At 40.6% G+C, this 23703-nt stretch carries 16 protein-coding genes; 8 read left to right on the top strand and 8 right to left on the bottom strand.

The window, feature by feature from the left end; all coding sequences use genetic code 11:
- Window positions 1–314: 314 nt before the first annotated feature.
- The 5 genes from FW778_RS09080 (at window position 315) to FW778_RS09100 (ending at window position 5807) form a co-directional block, all read left to right on the top strand.
- Window positions 315–770, top strand: coding sequence for a DUF3237 family protein (locus FW778_RS09080; RefSeq protein WP_150414279.1), 456 nt, complete (start codon window positions 315–317; stop codon window positions 768–770).
- 63 nt (window positions 771–833) lie between these two features.
- Window positions 834–2213, top strand: coding sequence for an APC family permease (locus tag FW778_RS09085; protein ID WP_150414280.1), 1380 nt, complete (start codon window positions 834–836; stop codon window positions 2211–2213).
- 217 nt (window positions 2214–2430) lie between these two features.
- Window positions 2431–3606, top strand: a complete 1176-nt coding sequence (locus FW778_RS09090; RefSeq protein WP_150414281.1) for a DUF1624 domain-containing protein — start codon at window positions 2431–2433, stop codon at window positions 3604–3606.
- 34 nt (window positions 3607–3640) lie between these two features.
- The gene (locus FW778_RS09095; protein WP_150414282.1) at window positions 3641–5149 is read left to right on the top strand and encodes a YfcC family protein; all 1509 of its coding nucleotides are present in this window, start codon (window positions 3641–3643) and stop codon (window positions 5147–5149) included.
- Between the two features lie 22 nt (window positions 5150–5171).
- Entirely contained in the window at window positions 5172–5807 is a 636-nt protein-coding gene (locus tag FW778_RS09100) for a hypothetical protein (RefSeq protein ID WP_150414283.1), read from the top strand.
- A 198-nt stretch (window positions 5808–6005) separates the two neighbouring features.
- Here FW778_RS09100 and FW778_RS09105 read toward each other — a convergent pair whose 3' ends face one another.
- Window positions 6006–6671, bottom strand: a complete 666-nt coding sequence (locus FW778_RS09105) for a PRC-barrel domain-containing protein (RefSeq protein ID WP_150414284.1) — start codon at window positions 6669–6671, stop codon at window positions 6006–6008.
- Between the two features lie 765 nt (window positions 6672–7436).
- Here FW778_RS09105 and FW778_RS09110 point away from each other — a divergent pair.
- Both FW778_RS09110 and FW778_RS09115 read left to right on the top strand, forming a co-directional pair.
- Entirely contained in the window at window positions 7437–8348 is a 912-nt protein-coding gene (locus FW778_RS09110; protein ID WP_150414285.1) for a cation diffusion facilitator family transporter, read from the top strand.
- Window positions 8349–8454: 106 nt separating this feature from the next.
- A complete protein-coding gene (locus FW778_RS09115; protein WP_235906164.1) occupies window positions 8455–10626 on the top strand; it encodes a TonB-dependent receptor in 2172 nt (723 codons plus the stop codon).
- Between the two features lie 426 nt (window positions 10627–11052).
- Here the strand turns inward: FW778_RS09115 and FW778_RS09120 are convergent, their stop codons facing one another.
- Window positions 11053–11529 (bottom strand): hypothetical protein, encoded by a 477-nt coding sequence (locus FW778_RS09120; protein ID WP_150414286.1) that lies wholly within the window; start codon window positions 11527–11529, stop codon window positions 11053–11055.
- Window positions 11530–11953: 424 nt separating this feature from the next.
- Between FW778_RS09120 and FW778_RS09125 the strand changes: the two genes are divergently transcribed.
- Window positions 11954–13441, top strand: coding sequence for a sensor histidine kinase (locus FW778_RS09125; protein WP_202552135.1), 1488 nt, complete (start codon window positions 11954–11956; stop codon window positions 13439–13441).
- Window positions 13442–13572: 131 nt separating this feature from the next.
- On the opposite strand, the gene FW778_RS09130 is transcribed toward FW778_RS09125, so the two are convergent.
- The 6 genes from FW778_RS09130 to FW778_RS09155 form a co-directional block, all read right to left on the bottom strand.
- Window positions 13573–15198, bottom strand: coding sequence for a serine/threonine-protein kinase (locus FW778_RS09130; RefSeq protein WP_150414287.1), 1626 nt, complete (start codon window positions 15196–15198; stop codon window positions 13573–13575).
- A gap of 2 nt (window positions 15199–15200) precedes the next feature.
- A complete protein-coding gene (locus FW778_RS09135; protein WP_150414288.1) occupies window positions 15201–15968 on the bottom strand; it encodes an FHA domain-containing protein in 768 nt (255 codons plus the stop codon).
- A 23-nt stretch (window positions 15969–15991) separates the two neighbouring features.
- Entirely contained in the window at window positions 15992–20128 is a 4137-nt protein-coding gene (locus FW778_RS09140; RefSeq protein WP_150414289.1) for an FtsW/RodA/SpoVE family cell cycle protein, read from the bottom strand.
- 3 nt (window positions 20129–20131) lie between these two features.
- Window positions 20132–21523 (bottom strand): protein phosphatase 2C domain-containing protein, encoded by a 1392-nt coding sequence (locus FW778_RS09145; RefSeq protein ID WP_150414290.1) that lies wholly within the window; start codon window positions 21521–21523, stop codon window positions 20132–20134.
- Between the two features lie 89 nt (window positions 21524–21612).
- Window positions 21613–22563: a hypothetical protein gene (locus tag FW778_RS09150; RefSeq protein ID WP_150414291.1), complete on the bottom strand. Its 951-nt coding sequence runs from the start codon at window positions 22561–22563 to the stop codon at window positions 21613–21615.
- A 560-nt stretch (window positions 22564–23123) separates the two neighbouring features.
- Window positions 23124–23675, bottom strand: coding sequence for a hypothetical protein (locus FW778_RS09155; RefSeq protein ID WP_150414292.1), 552 nt, complete (start codon window positions 23673–23675; stop codon window positions 23124–23126).
- Window positions 23676–23703: the final 28 nt, after the last annotated feature.

A 23703-nucleotide genomic window follows, 5' to 3' on the forward strand; every position in this document is an offset into this window, starting at 1 on the left:
ACGCACGATTCCTCTACCGTTGAATAGGGTAGACGAAGTTGGAAAAAGAAATATTGTTAATTGCAATAAACCAGTTAGATTCGATTAACGAAAACGACTGCTGTAGTATTTGGGAAATATACGTTGACAGGTGAGTATGGTTATGAAATCGTTGCCAGTATATCCACCATTAAAAACCTTGCTGATTCGAATTATTTGTTTTGTATGACTGCATCTTAATATTAATGCCCCTTCTGAAAAAGTAACCTGCTGCCGAAAAACCCGAAAATAGGGGTAAGCCGAAAACCTGTTAGAGTAGGCATAAAGCAAAAAATATGCGCACCATTGAAATGGGTAATCCTGTTTACGAATACACCGTAAACATTACCGACATACAGGAATACGGAGTAAGCTTTGAAGAACTGATGACTGGTAAAATACAACTCTCATCCGAAGGAGCAAGGTTTGATGTTCATTTTTCCGGTAAAGCAAGTGGCCCAAAACTTAGCGGCACAGTAACAGGAGTCGACTACTTACACATAAGGGCAGACGGCCGTTTCCAGCTTGACATGCATGCGGAAATAATAACACAAGACGGATCGAAAACTTCGCTTAAAGCTGATGGGATTGCTATACCCCGGAAAGACAGTAGCATCTCCGACCTGAGAGAGAACGTAACCTTATTCACTTCTTCAAAAGATTTTACATGGGTAAATACGATCCGGGTGTGGGGCGTGGGAACGGTGGATTTAGCCACGAAGGCTATTTATATAGCGGGCTATTCGGTTTAGTACAGGCAATAAAATCATCGGTAAATATTAAATCTTCATAACCCATTAAAAAGATCTTTTTACATGATCGCATTAGAAAATCCGGGTAACCCCATAAACAAGGAAATAAATTCTGACAATGCAACCAGCAATCAAGGTGAAGGCCTGAAAAGAGAGGTTGGCGTTTGGGGCATTTTTATTAATGTTATCAATAATACCATTGGAAGTGGTATATTTTTATTGCCAGCAATCGTAGCAGGTGCCCTCGGCAACGCCAGCATATTTGCCTACATCGCCTGTGGTTTACTTTTTTTGTTGGTAATGTTGTGTTATGCAGAAATCAGCAGCCAGGTTACTTGCTCCGGCGGCTCTTATGCTTATATTGAAAAGGCTTTCGGCCCCTACGCAGGTTTTATTTCCAATACCTTGTTCTGGTTTGGGGTGGGTGTATTTGTAACCGCTGCATTGGTGAATGGGTTTACCGATATTTTATCAGTAGCGTTCCCCATTTTTAATATTCCTTTTTACAGGGCGATGCTTTTCCTGGTACTCATTGGCTTTTCCGCTTATATAAACATCCGTGGTGTAAAACAGGGAATGAAGCTCATAAAACTGGTTACGCTTATAAAACTGGTACCGCTTTTTCTGCTCGTTGTAATCGGCTTTTGGGGATCAAAATTATCGAACCTTCGCATGGACCATCTACCATCATTTCAAAATTTAGGCGAAGTGTCGCTCGTATTATTTTTTGCTTTCGCCGGCGGCGAAACCGCATTGAATATAGGTGGCGAAATGAAAAACCCCAGCCGCACAGCACCTCTCGGAATTCTCTATGGCATGGTGGCAACTATCGTCATCTTCTGTTTTGTTCAATTAGCTGCCCAGGGCGTATTAGGTTCAGACCTTGCGAATTATAAGGAAGCGCCGTTGGCAGAAGTGGCTGATAAAGCTATCGGGCCAATCGGTCACACCATTGTTATTGTGGCCTCATTAGTTGCCATTTTTGGCATATTAAATTCTCTTCCATTAGCTTTCCCCAGGGTAATGTTGGCCGGAGCCGAGGACAAGTTACTACCCGGGTATCTTGCGAAAATTCATCCCAGGTTCGCTACGCCTGCCAATGCAATTATTACCTTCTCGGTAATTGCTTTTTTTGTGGCCGTTTCAGGTGGCTTCAGGCAATTGGCAATAATTGTTTCAGCGTCCTTATTGCTGCTGTACGTTGGTGTTGTACTGGCAACTATAAAATTCAGGCTCAAAAAAAAGGTTGACCGACCAGGCACATTTAAAATCCCCGGGGGACTTATTATTCCTATTACGGCGCTGGTGGCACTTGGTTGTTTTATTATGCAATTGCAGGCAAAGGAGATAATAGGAATTACCGTATTCATCGGCGTTTTATCTATTATTTATTTCATCAGAATCATAGCAGTTAGAAAACCGATTACCCAACCACAAAATTAAAATGGAAGTCAATCAATCAACCAATAAAGAATTAGTACCAATCATTACAGCTTCAGCTGTAGGCACCATGATTGAGTGGTACGACTTCTATATTTTCGGGATTAAAAAGAAAAATAATAGCAAAAAATTTTGCCCATTGCATTAAAAGTTAGCGGCTCTAACGGTTACACGGATACGAGAAAATTACAATAGATATTTCGCAAATCAATAAAACAACATGGTGACCTCACTAACAAAAAACAGGATTGAATCAGTTGACCTTTTAAAAGGGCTGGTGATGGTAATAATGGCGCTGGACCATATCAGGGATTATTTCCATTATTCAGCCAACTTTTTTGACCCTGCAGATCCAACCCATACTACGCTGGCCATTTTCTTTACAAGATGGATCACGCATTTTTGTGCACCCATTTTTTGTTTTCTTGCGGGGCTTTCAGCATTCTTTGCCGGCAGGAGAAAGACCAAAAACGAACTCTCCATGTTTTTAATTACACGTGGGCTGTGGCTGGTTTTTGTTGAATTAATCATCGTTGACTTCGCGTGGTATTTTGATATCCGGTTTAGGGCTTTCAATTTACAGGTCATATGGTCGTTAGGTGTAAGCATGATTGTGCTGGGAGTTCTTATTCATGTGCCGAGAAAGTTTTTGTTACCGTTAAGCTGTCTCGTTATTTTTGCTCATAACCTGCTTGACAATGTTCATTTTGGTGACAGTCTTTTATGGTCAATCATACATGAACGGCACTCATTTCCGTTTGGTGCCGATTCTCATTTGAACGTTGGGTATCCGCTGATTCCCTGGATCGCTGTGATGTCGCTGGGTTATTGCTTCGGCCCGTTTTACGACAAATCATTCGATAGTACCAGGCGAAGAAAAATATTTAATATCATCGGGTTTTCTTCGTTAGCCCTCTTTATTATATTAAGAGGAATAAATTTGTATGGTGATCCTACGCCATGGCAGCATTATAATACATTTTCAAAAGAACTCATTTCATTTTTAAACCCAGCCAAATATCCACCCTCACTTTTATATTTATTAATGACATTAGGTGCCGCTTTTATATTTCTTGCCAATAGCGAAAACCTGAGAGGGAAAGTGGTCAACTTCTTTTGTACTTTTGGGAGAGTACCTTTCTTTTATTATATCCTGCATCTTTATCTTCTTCATTTGACGGCTATGTTGTTCTCGCAGCTTTCTAGTTTCGGCTGGCGGCTATTTATTTTACCAAATTGGATTGGTCGTGTGCCGGCGATGAAGGGATACGGGTTCTCTCTCTGGGTTGTATATGCAGTTTGGATTGGACTTATTTCACTGCTATATCCTATCTGCAAAAAGTTTGATAACTATAAACAAACCCATAAAGAAAAAAGATGGCTAAGTTATTTGTAAACAGGATATTAAAACAAATTACCAAAATTTAAGAATGAAGATTATTAGACTCAAAAGTCTGCCCACGCCACTTACATTAATGATGTTAGCAATTATTTTGGCCGCAATAACGACCTGGTTATTGCCTGCCGGGCAGTACAGTAAATTATCCGCGGATGGTAATAAGGGGTTTGTAATTTCTTCTGCGTCTGGCACGGTAACGTTGCCTTTCAGGCAACGAACACTCGACAGCCTCTCGATAAAAATTCTGCTGCAAAAATTTATAAATGGTGATATCCGCAAACCAATATCAGTTCCCAATACTTATCAAAAATTGGGAAACAGGCCGCAAGGGATTGTTCAAATTCTGCAGGCTCCTGTAAAAGGTATAATAGACAGCATTGATATTGTTTTATTTATTTTATTTATAGGTGGCTTTATGAGTGTTTTTAATAAAACTGGTGCCATGTTTAGGGGCGTAAAATATTTAGCGCAGCGGATGAATGGCAAAGAAAGATTGTTGATCGTTATTTTGGTTTTTATCTTTTCCTTCCTTGGCGGCTCTTATGGCATGGACGTGGAGTCAATTGTGTTTTATCCTGTGTTAGTGCCGCTTTTTATGGCTGCGGCATATGATGTAATGGTTCCGTTGGCCATTGTTTTTGGAGGTGCCGCTACTGGTTTTATTGCGAGTTTTACCAATCCGTTTTCTGCTATCATTGCCTCGAACGCCGCCGGCATCAATTGGATCAACGGCCTTTATGAACGGCTTTTATTTTTTGGCATTGCTACTACCTTGCTGGCGTGGTACATTCTCAGGTACGCAGCTAAAGTAAAAAAAGACCCTTTAAATTCCATTGTTTATAAAACAGATGGCATCACAAAATCCCCTTTTGAAATGCAGGTAGATGCGGGAGAAATGCTGGTAAAATTAGGTACTAAAACAAAATTATTGTTGTTGATATTTATGCTCACGTTTACCAGCATGATTGTAGGTATTGTATTTTTTAACTGGTGGACTACAGAGATGTCTGCCTTGTTTTTTGCCTCATCTATACTTGTAGCCATTATCGACCGGATGAAAGAAAAAACATTTGTGATGGAATTTGTAAAGGGCGCAGAAAATTTACTTTCGGTTGCATTAATAGTAGGGCTGGCAAGAGGTGTAACCATTGTTTTAAATGCCGGCCTTGTAGGGGACTCTATTCTTTTTTATGCTTCCAACCTGGTTCAACATTTTTCACCGGTCATTTTTATTTTACTCCTAATGCTGTTTTATTTTTTCTTTGCCATCCTGGTAAGTTCGTCGTCCGGCATGGCAGTACTTACAATGCCTATTATCGGGGCTTTGGCTATTATTATGAATATTCCGGGAAGGGAAATTGTAAATTCCTATTTATTCGGCATCGGCATTATGTTTTTAATTTCTCCCACAGGGTCAGTTTTCCCTGCTTTGCTTATGGTGCAGGTAAGCTATAAAGCCTGGCTGAAATTTATTACACCTTTCATCATTGTCTTATTTATTTTAAGCGCGCTTTTTTTAATAACAGGAATAAACTTTTAGGTGCAAACAAAAAAAACATAAAATGGATAGAACATACAAATACCTCGGCTACTTTTTGCTTTTATTGATACCATTAATATTCGCAGGGTTTTACAGAAGCTATTTTCAACCATTCCCGAACTTCGGTGCAAACATAACTGTGTTTGTTCATCTCCATGCCTTTATTGCTTCTATTTGGGTATTGCTATTGATCGTTCAGCCTTTCTTAATTTTAAATAAAAAAAATGCTCTTCATCGTAAGGTAGGTAAACTCTCCTATTTCGTTTTTCCATTATTGATTGTATCATTCATTCCGCAAATACTAAAAATCATCCGTACGGAAGAGAGGGCCAATTTATTTTTTCCGCTGGGTGATGGGGTTCTATTAATTACATTTTATTCATTGGCGATCTACTACAGGAAAGAGAGTTCAAAACACATGCGTTACATGATTGCATCGGCACTGGTTTTACTAGGACCAACATGGGGACGAATAGGGGGAAGCCTTTTAGGGATGTCGGACCTGTTAACACAGAATGTGCAATATGCAATTATATATTCGATATTAGCAGCTCTAACGTTGTATGATATTCGAAATAAGAATAATTATTTCCCATACTTATTTGCCATATTTGGTTTTATGCTTCACCAGGCAGTTTATTATTGGGTATTTCTTTAAATTTTGGTGAATAGACAGTCGGTGATAATAATTTCCTGCCTGCTTTTGTGAGCTTACGGTTCCCGTTATACAAACAATTTTGTTATCATACATCGCATCTAACGGTGGCTTAAACGATAACGGGCCGGCACAATAAAAAAGTGGTTCGTATAATGCGAACCACCGGGAATATGAATAAATTAAGATTACTTTAAAATTCTAATCAGTGTCTCTGATAATCTTCACTTTTCTTAAAAGGGACGGGTCTTTTTCATCAGGAATATAAGCGACGTTGCCGGCTTGTACCGTATCGCTATTACGTATCTTTTCATTATCAGTTAACTCTTTTTCTTTTTCATAAGTTCTGTTTTCTAATTTTTCCGCCATCCTTCTCCTCTTTAACATCCGGGATTCGTCGTAGAATTCATTATTATAGAACGCTTCTCTTTCAGGATTGTTGGAAGCTTCAAAGTCGGCAAGTTTGTCTGCAGCTTTCGAATTATCGGGCATGAATACATCACGGATGTCTCTTTCTGTTTTGAATGTAATCTTGCCTTTTTTGTATTCTGGGAGTTTAGCGAGGTGCCCGACGGTTACATCAGGGAGATACACCACGTTTTCAGTTTGATCCAGTTCGGCCAGGCCTACCGGAATTATTACGTCCCGTGATAAAAGGTTCAGGGGCTTTCCGTCAAGATCTACAATAATATACCTCACTTTTTTGGAATAAACGTCAAAGAGAAGTTCTTTGATCTTTCCTATAGTTACTTCATTGGAGTTACGTACTTTCCAGCCCCGAATGTCTGGTTCGCCTTTTACCATCTCGAAACCGCTTGAACGCAGTTCCTGCAGGTGGTCGTTAACAACTATTGTTTCTTTGTTCATGTTATAATGTTTTATAGGTTAAAAATTTACGCGTGCGCAAATAGGGTGGTCCTTTTATTTACAAATAGATTTGAGTAATACAGCTTGCTGTGGACAGGATATGTTAGGGCATTTCCGGAGCCAGGCTTAATTCCTTTATTGTAATAATTAAGGTAATAATATAAGCCTGCCGTAATCAACAGGATAATAATAATCCATACCCATAAATAATTTTTCTTCTTTTGTTGAACATGCAAATTGGCCATAGTAGTTTATTTTATGTGAGGGTGAATGCTGATTGTTACAAAAAAAACAGCCGGATAACAGAAGCAACCCTTACATTGATGGTATAAGAAAATCATGCCAGAACAGCTTGTCGTAAAGCTTTAATGTAAATATGACCAAATCAGTGTATTAACTGGTGATCTCCTGAAGAAAAATAGTAATTGGATTACAGGGGGAAGGTAACGGTGGGAATTAAATACCACGGATGTGGTTGTTCTAATTTCTTTCCTTTAACAGAATCAAGAACATTGCAAAGGGTTTTAGGCTCGTGCTTTTATTCAAGTCTTATCAATTATTAAAATCAGCTATTTTTTATTGCTTAAAGTTATCATTATTATCCCTGATATTCAGTCAAATATCGTTTAGCGTACCCGGATGCGGAATGCATTGCCTTATCAGGTATTTACTTTTTATGATGTTTTTTTAAACATCCGAACAAATAATAAAGATTCGCACCGTTATCTTCGCATACTTTTAAAGAGACAACATCATTAAATTGTAATGACTAAAAGGATTGAAACACGACGAACCAATGAGCAGGCTGCAATAAGAACGACCTATTTTAGTATAATTGGGAATGCCGGTTTAGCAGTAATTAAAGGAATAGCAGGCGTTTTTGGAAATTCGTATGCTTTAATTGCAGATGCTATTGAATCAACAACCGATATTTTTTCGTCCTTTTTGGTTTTGTTCGGATTAAAATATGCCAATCGCCCTGCCGACAAAAATCATCCCTACGGACATGGAAAAGCTGAACCACTTATTACCTTCCTTGTTGTTGGCTTCCTGATTACTTCGGCTACTATCATTGCTTATGAAAGTATAAAAAATATTGGCACTCCTCATCACCTACCAAAACTTTGGACACTTTTTGTTCTTGGACCGATAATCGTGTGGAAGGAAATTTCATATCGTGTGGTAATAAAGCGCGGCAATGAAACAAACAGCTCATCATTAAAAGCCGATGCGTGGCATCATCGAAGTGATGCTATCACTTCTATAGCTGCATTCATCGGGATATCAGTTGCATTAATCTTAGGCAAAGGTTATGAATCAGCAGACGACTGGGCTGCTCTTTTTGCTTCAGGTTTTATCTATTACAACAGTTACTTAATTTTCAGACCTGCTCTCGGAGAAGTTATGGATGAACATTCATTTGACGATTTAGTTGAAGAGATTAGAAAAGTTTCATTGACCGTAACTGGAATAATTTCCACCGAAAAATGTTTTATCCGGAAGTCGGGGATGCAATATCATGTAGACCTTCATGCAACGGTTGATGCGGGCATAACAGTTCAGCATGGACACAATATTGCACATAAACTTAAAGACTGCTTACGTGAACAAATTCCGCAGTTAGGGCATGTGCTAATCCATATTGAACCTAACCAGGAATCGCAGGAAGTACTGTAAATACGAATGATTATGCCTATGTCAAGATGCACCAACCGATGCAGATGAATTTTAGCGTTGATAGCTTCTTATTTTTTTAACACAGAATTTATCGGCCTGTTTTAAAATGATGAAATCTATATTTATTTATTGCATAACGCTGCTATTTACATTGAATATGTATGCACAGCATACTTTTAAAGCAATTGTTAAAGACGCAGATAAAAGGCCCCTGCAAGGTACTACTGCAGCTATCAGAATTTTAAATAAATCGGCAGTTGCCGACAGCAATGGATTGATTACACTTAAAAACATACCCGCAGGAAAATTTAAAGTAATGTTCTCTCATGTTGGCTTTCAAGAAAAGGTTATCCAGTTTGAATTTCCTATAATGAATGACAGCATAATTGAAATTGAACTGACAGAAAAAGAACACGAAGAAAATGAAGTGGTAGTTACATCAACAAGAACGAGCCGTTCCATTGCTAATATTCCTACAAGAATAGAAACTATATCGGGAGAGGAGTTGCAGGAAAAAGGAAACATGAAACCCGGAGATATAAGAATGATGCTTAATGAAAGCACAGGCATTCAAACGCAACAGACGTCTGCAACTAGTTACAATTCAAGCATACGAATACAAGGGCTCGACGGAAAATATACTCAAATAATTCGTGATGGATTCCCGCTGTATTCAGGTTTTTCAGGAGGTTTGGGTTTATTGCAAATTGTTCCGCTTGATTTAAAACAGGTTGAAGTAATTAAAGGAAGTTCATCCACACTTTACGGAGGCGGTGCTATTGCAGGCCTGGTAAATCTTATTTCAAAAAGTCCGGGATCAGAAAGAGAATTAAATTTTATGGTTAATGGCACGTCGGCATTAGGACTTGATGCAAGCAGTTTTTATTCCCAAAAATTTAATAAAGTTGGCACAACAATTTTTGCATCTTATAATCACGGCACACCTTACGACCCTGCACATATTGGCTTAACCGCAATTCCAAAGTATGACCGTTACACATTGAACCCGAAACTATTTTTTTACTTTTCCAAAAACACCACAGCAAATTTCGGAGTGAATGCAACATATGAAAATCGCGTTGGCGGCGATACCAGGTATATTGAAGGACGAGCCGACAGTATTCATTCTTACTTTGAAAAAAACAAAACCAATCGTTACAGTACGCAACTTTCTGTTGAGCATACAATAAATGACCAGGTAAAATTCAGTTTCAAAAACAGCTTAAGTTATTACAACCGTTCGATTCAGACTCCCGGTTACATATTTTCCGGTGTGCAACTTTCATCTTACAGTGAGGTAAATCTCAATTACAAAAAAGAACGGGTGGAATGGATTGGCGGAATAAATTTTCTTACAGATAAATTTACGCAGGATAAAAAGGATACAATTGTTCCCGTTAATTACAATCAAAATACAATCGGCGCATTTGTACAAAACACATGGACCGTTACAAAAATTATTACACTTGAAACGGGGTTGCGTGGCGATTATCAAAACGACTTTGGCTTTTTCCTTTTACCAAGGCTTTCTGCTTTATTTAAAATAAGTAAGCATTTCACTTCTCGGGTTGGTGGAGGATTGGGCTACAAAATTCCAAACGTCTTTACAGAAGATGCTGAAAAAATTCAGTTCAAAAACGTATTACCTATTGACATTAAAACTCGGGCAGCCGAAAAATCTTACGGGGGAAACCTTGACATTAACTACCATACAACTTTATTCAACAGTAACGTTTCGTTAAGCATCAACCATCTTTTTTTCTATACCAGAATTAATAATCCATTAGTGTTGACGCGGCTTATAAATGGCTATTATGAATATTTGCAGCCAAAAGGATTTATCGACACAAGGGGTATTGAAACAAACGTAAAACTCATTTATAAAAATTTCAAACTTTTTATTGGTTACACTTTTGCAGATGTGAAGCAACATTATGCCACAACAACGGAGTTCCCCCTTGTTGCAAAACATCGTTTGAATAATGTTTTAGTTTATGAAATTGAAGACAAACTGAAAGCAGGTTTAGAGGCATATTATTATTCACCGCAAAAACTCAACGACGGCGCTACAGGAAAAGCATATTGGCTAACCGGATTTATGATTGAAAAACTCTGGAAACACTTTTCAATCTTTGCCAACTTTGAAAATTTTACCGACACACGGCAAACTAAGTTTGACACGATTTATGAAGGAACGATTACCAATCCTGTGTTCCGTGACATCTATGCACCTGTTGACGGTTTTGTTTTGAATGGTGGTTTTAAGATTAAACTCTAATCGCCGACGCGAGGCAGGCATCTGGATGGGCTTCCTGTTTGACTGAAGCGCAGACAACCGAGCTATACCAACACATCATCAGTGAGGCAAATAATGCAGAGCAAAAAGTTGCATGGCTTAACATGGAAAGCAACTCTACAACTAATCCGTAAATATTTACCCGCTACTTCCTTCACTGAAAAGCAGGAAAAAAACTGGTAATCGAAGGTTGAGGTCAACCGTGCATGGCACAAAAATCAAGGAGTTTTTTCAAGTCATTTTCCCGGTTAAAATTGGGCTTATTTTTTTTGAGATAATTTTTTACAGCGTCGTCATTGTTCGCGAACAGTTTAAGAAAACCGGCCTTGTTTGCCTTAACTAATTCGCCATTACCGGCAATAAGAAAGAAAGAAGTTTCCGGGGTTATATCAATGTCTTCATTGAGGGTTAATTCCTTTGGGTCGATTTAAACAGAAATGAAGAATAATCTTCCACACCTGCTCCGCTGTGGTTCCGGATGCCTAGCGCTCCTATCTTTACAGGCTCATAGCTTGCCTTTCGTAATACGGCCAGCTTTATACCATTTGCTGCTGCCACTATTTCGTAATAGCCTTTATTATAAAAAAATGAAACGCTGTCAAAAGCTATCGTGTCAATATCGGCAAGTTTTGCAACATTCAGCGTATCTCCATGCGGGTCTATAAATTGCATTTGGCAGATAAGCATGTTAAAATTCATCTGCGAAACCATCTCACCGCCATTCTTAAACTTTACTGTTGCGGCTGTAAATGAAGGAAAGAGATAATAGGAAACTTCCGGTAAGCTTTCTCCCGCGTGTACGGTTCGCTTTTCATACACCTGTGCATGTAGTGAAGAAAAAAATGATAGGATAAGCAATGCTGTTAATGAAATGTATTTTGTCATGCCTGGGATTAGTTGTTGCCAGAAACAAAAATAACTATAAAACACACCGGAGTTTGCCTGGATATTTCATCCTTGTGCACTATTTGTAAAAATCATTTAATTTATTCAATAGAATGCTTAGATTTATAATCTCCTTTTGATTATTACATTGGTGCTTATTCCGTTACCCTAGGATTTAATTAATGTTTTCTGAATCACAGATTAACAGCATTAAAAGATTACACTGATTTATAACAATGCATGAATTAAAACATGAAGACATGACAGAAAAAAAGTCTCGCACCCTAAACGAAATCTTTGCAATCCTTACTTCTATGCAAATCTGTGATTCACAGAAATTATGATTATTAAAGCACATGCGGCGAGTACAAGTAGCGACGAAGGAAGGAGAGAGAAGTGAATTTGTCATCCAAATGCCATCTACATGAACATGAAATTATATAGAACATCACTACTCTTATTCCTGCTAGTGTACTCGTTTACCGCACATTCCCAGGATAATCCAATTGACTCTGTTCAAAAGATTTTAAAGACGGTCCAGAAAAAATTGGGTAACAAAAATATCCCGGGCCTTAAGAATGGAATTCCTGGTCTGAATACCTACGTACCGGGGCTGGGTGACTCCATAAAGAATTTTACGCAACAACGACTTAACGACGTGTTTGAAAATTTGAACAAAGGGCTATCCGCTGCAAAAGCAATGGGGGATATTAAAAAATTACAGGGCGGTTACTACGAACTAACGAAACTTGATAGTACAAAAGGTAACTTCAAACAGGCATACGAGCACTATAAATTATATACGTTATATCGCGATAGTCTTCAAAAACAAGAAGTAGAGAAAAGGCAACTACAGGCCAAAATGCAATACGAGTTCGATAAAAAGCAGGCAATCGCAAAGGCAGAGCAGGCTAAAAAAGATGCAGAGCAAAAGAGAATAAAGAATATACAATATTTCACGATAGCAGGGCTGGCCTTTCTTTTACTGGCAATTTTGCTGTTTGCCCACATTCAATGGCGAAATAATAAACAGAAGAAAAAGGCCAACGCTTTATTACAACAACAGAATAAAAAAGTTGAAGAAACATTAACTGAACTTAAATCTACCCAATCGCAACTCATCCAGGCAGAAAAAATGGCCTCGCTCGGTGAACTAACTGCAGGCATCGCACATGAGATACAAAATCCCTTAAACTTCGTGAATAATTTTTCAGAAGTAAATACAGAATTAATTGCGGAACTAACCAATGAATTAAGTACCGGTAATAAAGAAGAAGCAATTTCTATTGCAAAAGATATTAAGGAGAATGAAGAAAAAATAAATCATCATGGCAAACGAGCAGATGCTATTGTAAAAGGAATGCTGCAACATTCAAGGGCAAATCGAGGTCAAAAAGAACTAACAGATATTAATGCATTGGCAGATGAATATCTTCGTCTATCCTACCACGGTATAAGAGCAAAAGACAAAAACTTTAATGTAGCATTGCAAACCGATTTTGATGAAAGCATCGGAAAAATAAATATTGTTCCACAAGACATCGGAAGGGTATTACTCAATTTATACAACAATGCATTTTACGCGGTGAATGAAAAGAAGAATAACTATCAGCCCCTAAAGGGGGGTAAAGAATATTTACCGGGGGTCACCGTTAGCACAAAGTCCGTAAAGTCCCCTTCAGGGGGTTTGGGGGTTGAACTGACGGTGAAGGATAATGGCAATGGTATTCCTCAAAAAGTATTGGATAAAATATTTCAGCCATTCTTTACAACCAAGCCAACAGGCGAAGGAACAGGGTTAGGTTTATCTTTAAGTTATGATATTGTAAAAGCGCATGGCGGAGGTATAAAAGTAGAGACAAAGGAAGGTGAAGGAACGGAGTTTATTATTAATTTACCTATCAATAATTAAGTACCTGGGAGTGATGCCCCGACCTGGAATTTTATGCTGAAACTTAAGCTGAAATTAATCAGGCCATGCTGGATCTTGCCCTAAACAATTTTTCGTCCAGGAACAAAAATCAGGAAGTTTCTAACATCAAGTCAATAATCACTGGCAGGCTTAAAATCCTTTTTCAACAACCAGCCTTTGATGGCCCGGCCTTTATCGTCGGTAAAAACTGCGTAGCGGAATTCGTCTGTTTCACCGGATAAGGTAAGCGTGGCGTCGCCGGGAGTTAAGTAAATGGCAGTCCGCCTGAATTTATCAGGCGCATCATAAAAATAGGCGGTATTGAGGATGGTAAATTTATCCCCCGTATAAACTTTATCTCCGCCAGATGTAGAATCCGGAACAGGCGCCAATTTTTTCACGGGCATTTGGCTTGTCGCCAGTGTTCGCGTATTTGAATTCTTTTTTAATTTTTCCCGGACTTTTTTTATGGGCTTATCGGTAACGGCAGTGATTGAATCTGTAGTCTCGGGTAATTTATTGTCCGTCTGCGCAACCGTATCAGTTGGAATTGGCTTACCCGGTTTATAAAACGTATCGTATGCCGCAAAGCCAGCCAGGCCAAGTGCAGCGATTAGCACCAGGAAAAACAAGGATTTTGATACGCCTCGCCGTTTCGTTGCACTGTAGTATTGGGCTTCAATTAACTCTTTGTCCCGGGTATCCACCAGGTATTGCAGGTCTTTCAGCAATTCCTCTTTTTCTGCCAGACGTGTTTGAAGGGTAAGTATTTCCTTTTTCAGCGCGGATTCATCTGCCTGGATGGTAGCCTTTTCTCCCAGAGAAAGATTAATGCCTTTTTTTCTTTCGTCACCAATGGTTCCCAAATGAATGAATTCCTGCAACTCTCCGCCGTTCTTAAATCGTTTTGCGGGATCCTTTTCAAGGCATTTATAGATCATGCTCAAGAGCCACACGGGAATCTCCATTTCCCTTTGCTGTTTCTCGTTGCTCCAATAACCGGGTAATGCCTGGCGACGTAGTGAAATCACATCCGGCGGCAGTGTTTCCATGTGTGCCACCATTACTGTATTGCGTGCCATTTCACTTTTATTCATTAAAGGAAATGGAACATTGCCCGTCAGCAATTCAAACAATACAATTCCAAAACTATACACATCTGTTTCAGTAAGTGTTTCACCGGAGCTTTGTTCCGGTGCCATGAACTCAATAGCTCCGGCATAGCGAATGCTGGTGCGCCTCTGTTCATCGGACATTACCGATAAACCAAAATCCAGCAGGATGTAATTGCCGGTATGCTGGTTAAATTTTACGTTGTTGCTCTTTATATCGCCGTGTTTAATATTGGCCCGGTGGCAATGCGCCAAAGCATTTGCTAACTGGTCTGCTACCTTAATAGTTTCTTTAACTGTAAAAACGGGATCATAAGGAGGCTTCAGCAAATCCCCAAGGTCAGGGCCTTCAATATATTCCATTTCAATATAAGGTAGGTTACCGGAACTTGTTATGCCGGAAGCGATGATGCTTACCACGTTTGGATTGGGAATTTCGTTTACCTTCTTTAATTTCTGCACTTCATTCTGGAAAGAAATGAAATGCTTGTCATCGTCGCTTTCACTGGCGATGGGGGTTGGTAAAATTTTTATCGCGGTTATAATTTCGCCGGTCTTCCTGGCTTTATAAACGGAGCCCTGTCCTCCTGATTTTAATGCACCGAGGTTTTCCAATCCTTCTGTTATCGTAAAAATCTTTGCCATAATTAGTCTTCTCCTGAATAAGTGAATTCGAGTACTGCCATGTCCCCCAAAATTACCTGGTCTCCTTCCTGCAGGCGATGGCCTACTTCAATGGCCTGCATTTTTATTAAAACACCTTCCGGGGTGCGAACCTTCATTTTATTGTTGGGCGGTATGCCGCCCTCGTCGGCAAAAACCAAAAATGAATTACTGTCTGCCTCCCATTCAATATGCGCATGCTGCCGGCTGACAGATCGATTCCTTTCGGTGGGCATAAAGGCAATTACGTTTTTTCTCACATAATTTCCCGTAGCCTGCACCCTTGCTTCCCGGCCGATATTGATCCTTCCCGCACCTGAATCAATTAGATAGGTTTCTTTTTCTGCTTCACCGTTCAGCACTTTTATAAACGCCCTGTTCTTTTTATTACTCAGCCCTGATCTTTTTGTTGATATAAAAATTGCTGCATCAATTTCACCAATGAGCTCAGCCTGTGGCGGGAAAAGATTGGTAAAGGCAACTTCAAATTTGAAAGAGGTCGATAAGGTAATGGCATAATCATCGGCAATTTTTTGTACCTCTTCTACTTTAAACTTCCCGGGAGTACTGGAAAATACCGCTGCTTCGTACAAATGCTTTTCTGCCTCGCTGCAATTAATAAAAAGATAAACGCCCATTATATTACCCCCTTCACCACCCTGGGCTCTTTGCAATTTCTCCTTGATGGTTTGCAATAAAATATGCCGTATACCTTTTACGTCGTGCGGCCGTTCTTTAAATAAATTAAACATATCAGTAAGTAGTTTTAAATAATTTAATTGCCACTCTTCGCCGGGTGACTCATGGTTAATTCGTTCTTAGTGTCTTCCAGTGTTTGCACCGGCTTCTTCAACGGGTCAAAGCTTTTTATATAATTACTTTCACGTAATAATGGAATGATGTGTGCGCCTGCTAATGCCACTGCATCACTGGAGCCCCTGGTCCCCTCAATCCGTATGCAAACTACCACGTGTCCGTTGCCGTTAGCATTTGGCGCAAAGAAAACATACCAGCCATCATTGATACTTTCACCTTTTACGATTCTTTCGGGAGTACCTGTTTTGCCGGCTACCAACATTCCAAACTTGCTTTTTTGGGGAGCACTTTGTTCTTTCATATAAGTTGACAAATACTGAGCATAAATCGAATCTTTTGCTATCGGCACACCGGGCTTAGGGGTTACTGCTTTTCCATTTATATTCAATGTGTACCTGTTAGGTATCATTATACCATTATTGGCAATTCCTGATGCGATACGTGCAACAGAAGCGGGCGTTGCTACCAGTTCTCCCTGCCCCCACGCCATGCCTGAAATACCGAGGGCTCTTGTGCGGCGTATATCTTCCGGGTTATAGCGGTTAAGGCTTTTAAATTCTGTTTCTCTCCAAAGCGTTCTCCACTTTTCCTGTTGCGATGTATTGTTGTTATCATTTTCAAAATAATAACCGCCAACCCCGTGCAGGAACATCCCGGATTGCATATACAAGGTTGCCATATCTTCCTGCAACTGTTCCTGGTTGGCCAGGCGTATAAAGAATGAGTTATTTGATTTTATAATGCCCTTTTCAATAGTGATTAATCCAGCCTCATCTGGTTCTGGGCCGGTAACCCTTATCAGGTCTTTTGGATACACCCTAATCGTTTTTTTTGCCGCTGCCGCCCCCAGCTTATTAAAGGCTGCCATTGCGGTGACCAGTTTTGCCGTTGATCCGGGTTGCGTAGCATGAGTGAATCCAATATCAGTATTCACATTCCACCCAGGTAATTTATTGATGTCATTTTCAGAAAGGCTTAGCCGGTCCCAATCGTTCACAGGGGGTAATGGCCAGCAGGCAGATGCCAGCACATCGCCGGTGTTATCTTCCATTATTACTACAGATACTCTCTTTTTATTGACGCTATCATCCTGCTGTAATGCTAGTTCAATCTTTGTTTGCAAGGCAGCATCCATTGCAAGAGTTACATCCCTGTTGCGCTTTTTAAACTCTGCCACTTCATTGCTGTTAATGCCTGCAGTCAACAGGTCGGAAAGAGCGGAGAAATCCCTTTTAGTTACGGTCATTTCTGTTCCGGTGACCGGTAAAAATTTTTCCTCGCGATAACGGTCGGCGCTAACGGCATATTTTACAACCGGCGCAGGAAAGCCCCTGAGTTCAGCCGCATGAGCGTACTCTGCAAAATATCCATTGTTTCCGCCGGAGAAAATGCCGGTGTTGGCATCGCCTGTCCAGAAAAACATGTATTCGCCAAAGGGGTAATATCGTGCCTGCCTTTTATAGGAAAGAGATTCTATATTTTCGGCGGGTATTCCCAGGGCCAACAATGAATCTTTTTGATCCTGCACCAGTCTAGGATCACTCGAGGCGAGTAAACGTCCATCCCTGTCGTAGACATTTCCTGCCTGCAGTCTGTTCATTAAAATGCTTATTCTGGGATTATAACTATACATCCGGGTGCCGCTGCGGTCAGCCACCAGTGCTGGTTCTACAATCCACTTCTTTTTATTGAGGGTATAACCAGACACATTTACGATTAGCAGCAAAATGGCTACACAAGCTGCCAGCAGGGCCGGTACCAGGTTTTTATCCTGTCGTTGGGCTATATATTTTACCTGGGCCTGCGATCCGCTCAAACGGGATACGCTCAACAAAAAGCCGGCCGCGATCATACTGCATAACAATGATGTGCCTCCATAGCTGGTAAATGGCAACGCCACGCCCGATAGGGGAAGCGCTCCGGTAGAACCACCTGCTATCAACAAAAACTGCACAAAAATGCCGATGCCTGCGCCGGCACACAGATAAAATAAAAAGGGTGGCCCTGCCTGCCGGCCGATAATAATGGAACGATGCAGCAACACCAGGAATAAAATAAAGACACACGTGATACCGGCCCATCCGAATTCTTCACCAATAGCAGGAAGAATCATATCTGTATGGGCTTCAGGAATGGTCCTGGCAAAGCCTTCGCCTGCGCCTTGCCCCGTAATACCCCCGGTGGAAATAGCCCAGATACCATTGGCTACCTGGTCTCCCCCGTACACCTGGTTGTTCCACGGATCTGACCAAATGGCCTTCCTGTCTACCAGCCTGTGTATAGGGCCAGGGATTATCTTAGCCAACACGGGGATCTGATCCAGCAATAAAAATCCGCTTACTACCACCAGCGCCATTACTGCTGATTCGCTTAGTCTCTTTTTTGAAAGTAGCATATACAAGGCAAGCGCCGCCACAGTAACGCCGGTTGCGATCCACACATTTTTAAAGACCCAGGTAGCAATAGCATACAAAATCATGGCTGCAACAACCTGCATAAAATCTCCACGGGAAAATGAAAAGAGTATAATGAATGTGAAGCAGCAAATGATCGCCGGGCCAAGATCTCCTATTACCAGGAATAACAAAATGGTGGCAACAATAGCAATCAAAGCAAATACAAAAAATGACAATCTTTTATTAAATGACGGGTATTCTGAAATAAACTTCTCGTTGGCAGCGAAAAAACCACCCAGAAAAAGGATGACCATGTATTTTACAATCTCGCTTGGCTGAAACCCGAAAAGATTTACTTTAACCCCACTTCCTTCCGGGCCGGTACCAAATAAGATGGTGAGACCCAATAAGCCCATTGCTGCCAGCGCCCAGGGCCAGCCGTTAGCCGCCTTCCTTTCGTTCTTAAAAATAAACAGCCGGAACAAGCCCGAATCGGGAGTAAACTTTTTCAGGTTCATAAACTGGAACGCAAGTATGGCCGCCATCCCGATGCAGAAATAAATAAAGGTGCTTTTCACCAGGAAGCGATCCCGCAAAGGATCCTGCAAACTGAACAAGGTTATAAAAGAAAGACCCGTCAGTATCATGATGACCGGCAGGAGCAATTGATCGGGGCCGGGTGAACGGATTGAAAAGATAAGGTGCAGCAAAAGGAAAGAGGCAAAGAATGTTACCACGATGATCCGGAACCAGTCGGTTACGTCCGGTGGTGTCCTTACTATAAACGCTTTTTCTTTTTTGAGTGTGTTGAAATCTTTTGCTGAGAAAAGTGTCATCATGTGAGGGGACTGAACAAAATTAAAAGTTGCATTGCCCTGTAGTTTTTCAGTTCCACGGCTGCGTCCAAACTCGTAACCGGGATGCAGCGGAAGTATTTCATAAGATTTGTTTGCAGGCAAGCCAGAAAAAATATATTTACCGGAAGCATCGGTACGGGCGTAGGCATTAAACGAAAGCAACTGCAGGTTTTTGGCTGAGTCGCGGGTGAATATTTTTCTTATGCCGTTTTTAAATTGTATGATATTTTTTTCGTCTTGATCCTGATTAGCCATATTGCTACTATCCTGTGGTACCAACAATCTCAACCTGAGTAGGACGCCGGAAGCAGGCTGGCCATCCTGGTTTCTAACCGTGCCGGAAATATTACCTGTTCCTAAATTCACATTCGTTTGTGCGGGAACATTCAATGGATGCTTTCGTTCTTTTTCAAAAGACAGGGAATCGGATTGGGAAAATCCCAACAGGTCTCTTGATAACTCCACCCGTCTTTTGAACGATTGTCCGCCTTTTAAAAATGCTTCATCAGCATTAACAAAATACGGCTTCTTATTTAGCGTACCGATATTGTCAATGACAGAGCCAGGTTCTTTTTCGGCGGCCACTGTTGTAGCAATGAATGCAATGTCTTTTGGGTCTTCAAAATACATCCCCTTTTTTAATACCGCGGTCATGGCTTCACCTGGCTTATCGCCATTCAGGTTAATCATAGTGCCATTTTCCAGGCGGGCATTTACTTCGTCAAAATCGCGTTGCAACACAGAAAACAATTTCCAGAAAAGCAGGGCCATAATGATACTGATAAGCACCAGGCAAATGCGCTCTGTTTTCCTGTTCCTAAACCATGTACCGGAATTTGACATTCTTTATTTAGGTTTTGATAGCGTGATAAATATTGAATCTTTAAATCTCCCCGATACAACCGAATCGGGAAATGATAACAAATACTGTACAGGTACACGACAATTAACAAAGCGTACATGCCTGAACGTTATATTATTCTTTTGCACAACAATACCCACGTCGAAATTTTCAAATATAAGGCTGTCGAGCACAATATGTTTGGCCGTAGTATTTATAATGAAAGCGGGCCCGTTATACGAACTATCTGCAATAAGAACAGCTCCGTTACCCGCCAGGTAGAAACTATCTTTCTTGATTAGCAGCGGCTCATTCATGTCAGAAATTTTTTGTCCCTTTGGTAGCGTAATACTTTTTGATGAATCATTGACCTTAGCGATCAATTGAAGCAACTGTTCACTTTTTTTCTTCAGGGTTTGCGCCCGGATTTCATGGCTGACAACAGGCTTTTTATTTCTATGAAAAGCTACGGTTAAAGAAACAGCAGCCAGGCCAATGAACAGGAGAATCAAAAACGCAATAAGCCCGCGGCCTTTCTTTTTAGCAGGCTTTGTTTCAGGAACGGGTGTAGTTCCATTTGTGGAAGCAGGCGCGGCAGCTTCGTTTTTCTTTCGCTCAACGATTACAGGTTCGGGTTTTTCTTTTGGCCAATTATTATTTTCAATTAATACCGCAGTTATATTGTCGTTCCCGCCGGCCTCATTCGCAGCATCAACCAATGCCTTTGCTTTTGTAGTAAGGCTTTTTTTAGCCGTTAACACCTTCAGGATAGCTGCCGAGCTAATCATATCTGTAAGGCCATCACTGCATAAGAGAAGGAGATCTCCCGGGAGAAAAGGCGATTCGCCCGTCTCAATAAAATCCTCCGGCGTACTAATATCTTCTTCGAATCCAAGGGCTTTATTAATCTCGTTGCGTCTTGGATGACGCATGGCTTCCTCTTCTGATAGCCGTCCCGATTCTTCCAAAAAGCCCACGACAGAATGATCTTTAGATATTTTTACCAGCGAATGATCCCTTAGCAGATAGATCCTCGTATCACCTACATGGGCATACCAGCATTTGTTATTTTTTATATCGGCCACCACGCAGGTGAGTACACAGGCCATTTGCCCATTACTGCGTTCCTCTTTCTTTCCCTCGTCTATTTTCGCATTGGCTGTTATGATGGCCTGGCGAAGTGATTCCATCACATTTTCCGAAAGTGTTTCCAGGTTCTTTATGATAACAGAACGGGCGATTCCTGCTGCTATGTCACCGCCCGTGTAACCGCCCACACCATCGATAACACCGGCTATAAGAAACCGTTTATTGGCAGTTTCCCGGGTAAAAAAAGTGTCCTCATTTTTTTCCCGGCGTTTGCCCTTATCCGTTATGCCATAAAAATAGTCAGCCATTTTTGTGCGTTTGCTTAATGTCAGAAAAATGAGCCACCAGTAATACAATACTGATCACCAATAATCCTATCGCCAATAGTTTATCCATGTTATGTTTTGAAGATGTTGATAGATACAATTCCATTCAAAACGATCTTCGAGTTCATAGGAAGATCAGTCCAGAGAGGTGAATCTTTATAGCTGTTTTTAACTTCATTTTCATTCACAATGGTTTTCTCACCAAAAGAGGCAAGGAAAAATTTATCCGTATTCTTATCATAGCGCACAGAAAGATGTGGCGTGGACACCCATTCAGAGGGAATACGGAATACACCCGGTTGGCCCTGCTTTTCATCAATTCCGGCTACAAAAAAGGCTTCATCTTTAATTAGGTATTCCAGCTTTTTGCCGGCATATTCTTTTTCAGGGAGAGTAGCTTCCATTCGGGCAAAGTATTTAGGTTTGCTTATATCATTTACGTCTCCCAATACCGGGCTGTCCTGCCACGGGATCTCGTAATAGCCATCACTGTAATACGTAAAGTCTTTTAATATTTCGTCTGCAATGTCAAATGTTTGAGCAATCCCTGTCTGGCGCGGAATGAAAGTAACCCGGAGATTTTCTTCTTTTTGAAGAATATTACCGGGTAACAATTTTCCGATAAAGCTCTTATCTCCTTTTTCATAATCAGGATGGGAAACAAACCGGAACACCCATTTATTAGCGGATGCGGTGACCTTTTTTCCTTTTTGCCGATACTCCTGTAAGATCGTATAGAATGCTTTTACAGATTCTTTTATAATCAGCGAAAATATTCCCCTGTTATTGTCCATAAATTTGTTATAGTCGGGCCGGCTGAAGCAAATAATGTATTCATGATAAAATATTACCCGGTCTGCAAATGAAAGCTCCGCAACAGATTCCCGGAATTTTTCTATGATATATTTATATACAAGGTCTGGGGTCATAGACGCGGTTTCGGTAAAACCAGTTTCCTTTTTCAGGAACCAGCTCTGTACGCCGGAACGTTGCCAAAATGTGGGTTTTGTAGTTGCTTCCATGGGCTACTCTTTAGTTTTAACTGGTGGTAAATAGATTGTATGACTCAAAAAAATGCATGCCGCTACTTACATCATTCACAACATTTCCTTAAATTTTTTTTGAAGTAAAGTTTAGTGCCCGGCGTTGTAGTTTAAAAGTAAAAACTGTCTCTTATAGGCAGAAAGCGATTTTTGATTTGATTAACCTGTTACGGTATTTATTGAAACACCACTTCATATATTGATGCAATGAAATTAACAGAAGATTTCTTAAAGCATTGCCAAAATTGGCAGTTAATTTAGTGAAGGAAAACTTAAAAGGGTTGCGTTGAGCCTTGAGGATATAATGATATCCGCGGTACATTCACTCTAATAGTGTGAACCAAGACAAGAATAATAAAAGAAATAGCTACAGTAAGTTAGCGCATTAGTGTTTCAGCTAATATGAAGTTGGCTAATAAAGCAAAGAATTGAGCAACAACTATTATATCAAATTCGATTAACCCTTCCCGTTACTCCAGGTGTATTATAACCGGAATGATGGAGAAGGGTCTTTTACATCGTTTAGTCTGCACCGGTAGTTACATTCCCGGCATTTCCATGGTCTCGTGAATTTCAATAGTTGCCGCCGGATGCCAGCCGGAAATATGGGGATGATCTTCAAGAAGGCTCATCACTTCATCCCAATCTTCTGCTGAGAGTAAAGAATACCCTGCCACTTCCTTTGTGCTTGTCGTGGGTTCGCCTTCTGCGCCGATTTGCCTGCCGTTCATGAGTGGTGCACCCATGTCAAGGAGATTTGTGCCACACCTTTCGGCCCATGCTTGCCACAGGGCCATACCTGCTGCCTGGTCTTCAAGGGATAAATTGGCGTTTTGTGCCAGGGCGTCCAGGGGCGCATGGTAAATGACGAGGAATGTTTTGCCCGTTTGTTTTGCGGGGCTTGTTGCCGATTTTTTAGCTACTTTTTTAATCGCTTTTTTAGCGACTCCTTTCGATGCTTTTTTGGGGGCAGTTTTTGTTGTTTTATTTACTGCCTTTACTACCGTCTTTTTTGCTGATGCTTTAGCTGTACCTTTCACAGGGGCACGTTTGGCGGCTTTAGGAGAAGTTTTTTTTAATGACTTTGCCATGATGAATAATTTAATTTGAGGAAAATTG

The organism is Ginsengibacter hankyongi, assembly GCF_008710285.1.
Lineage (GTDB): Bacteria > Bacteroidota > Bacteroidia > Chitinophagales > Chitinophagaceae > Ginsengibacter > Ginsengibacter hankyongi.

Bases quoted from the DNA above. Each gene is read 5' to 3' on its own strand.
- FW778_RS09080 (WP_150414279.1), top strand. From the start codon at position 315: ATGCGCACCATTGAAATGGGTAATCCTGTTTACGAATACACCGTAAAC.
- FW778_RS09085 (WP_150414280.1), top strand. From the start codon at position 834: ATGATCGCATTAGAAAATCCGGGTAACCCCATAAACAAGGAAATAAAT.
- FW778_RS09090 (WP_150414281.1), top strand. From the start codon at position 2,431: ATGGTGACCTCACTAACAAAAAACAGGATTGAATCAGTTGACCTTTTA.
- FW778_RS09095 (WP_150414282.1), top strand. From the start codon at position 3,641: ATGAAGATTATTAGACTCAAAAGTCTGCCCACGCCACTTACATTAATG.
- FW778_RS09100 (WP_150414283.1), top strand. From the start codon at position 5,172: ATGGATAGAACATACAAATACCTCGGCTACTTTTTGCTTTTATTGATA.
- FW778_RS09105 (WP_150414284.1), bottom strand. From the start codon at position 6,671: ATGAACAAAGAAACAATAGTTGTTAACGACCACCTGCAGGAACTGCGT.
- FW778_RS09110 (WP_150414285.1), top strand. From the start codon at position 7,437: ATGACTAAAAGGATTGAAACACGACGAACCAATGAGCAGGCTGCAATA.
- FW778_RS09115 (WP_235906164.1), top strand. From the start codon at position 8,455: ATGATGAAATCTATATTTATTTATTGCATAACGCTGCTATTTACATTG.
- FW778_RS09120 (WP_150414286.1), bottom strand. From the start codon at position 11,529: ATGACAAAATACATTTCATTAACAGCATTGCTTATCCTATCATTTTTT.
- FW778_RS09125 (WP_202552135.1), top strand. From the start codon at position 11,954: ATGAACATGAAATTATATAGAACATCACTACTCTTATTCCTGCTAGTG.
- FW778_RS09130 (WP_150414287.1), bottom strand. From the start codon at position 15,198: ATGGCAAAGATTTTTACGATAACAGAAGGATTGGAAAACCTCGGTGCA.
- FW778_RS09135 (WP_150414288.1), bottom strand. From the start codon at position 15,968: ATGTTTAATTTATTTAAAGAACGGCCGCACGACGTAAAAGGTATACGG.
- FW778_RS09140 (WP_150414289.1), bottom strand. From the start codon at position 20,128: ATGTCAAATTCCGGTACATGGTTTAGGAACAGGAAAACAGAGCGCATT.
- FW778_RS09145 (WP_150414290.1), bottom strand. From the start codon at position 21,523: ATGGCTGACTATTTTTATGGCATAACGGATAAGGGCAAACGCCGGGAA.
- FW778_RS09150 (WP_150414291.1), bottom strand. From the start codon at position 22,563: ATGGAAGCAACTACAAAACCCACATTTTGGCAACGTTCCGGCGTACAG.
- FW778_RS09155 (WP_150414292.1), bottom strand. From the start codon at position 23,675: ATGGCAAAGTCATTAAAAAAAACTTCTCCTAAAGCCGCCAAACGTGCC.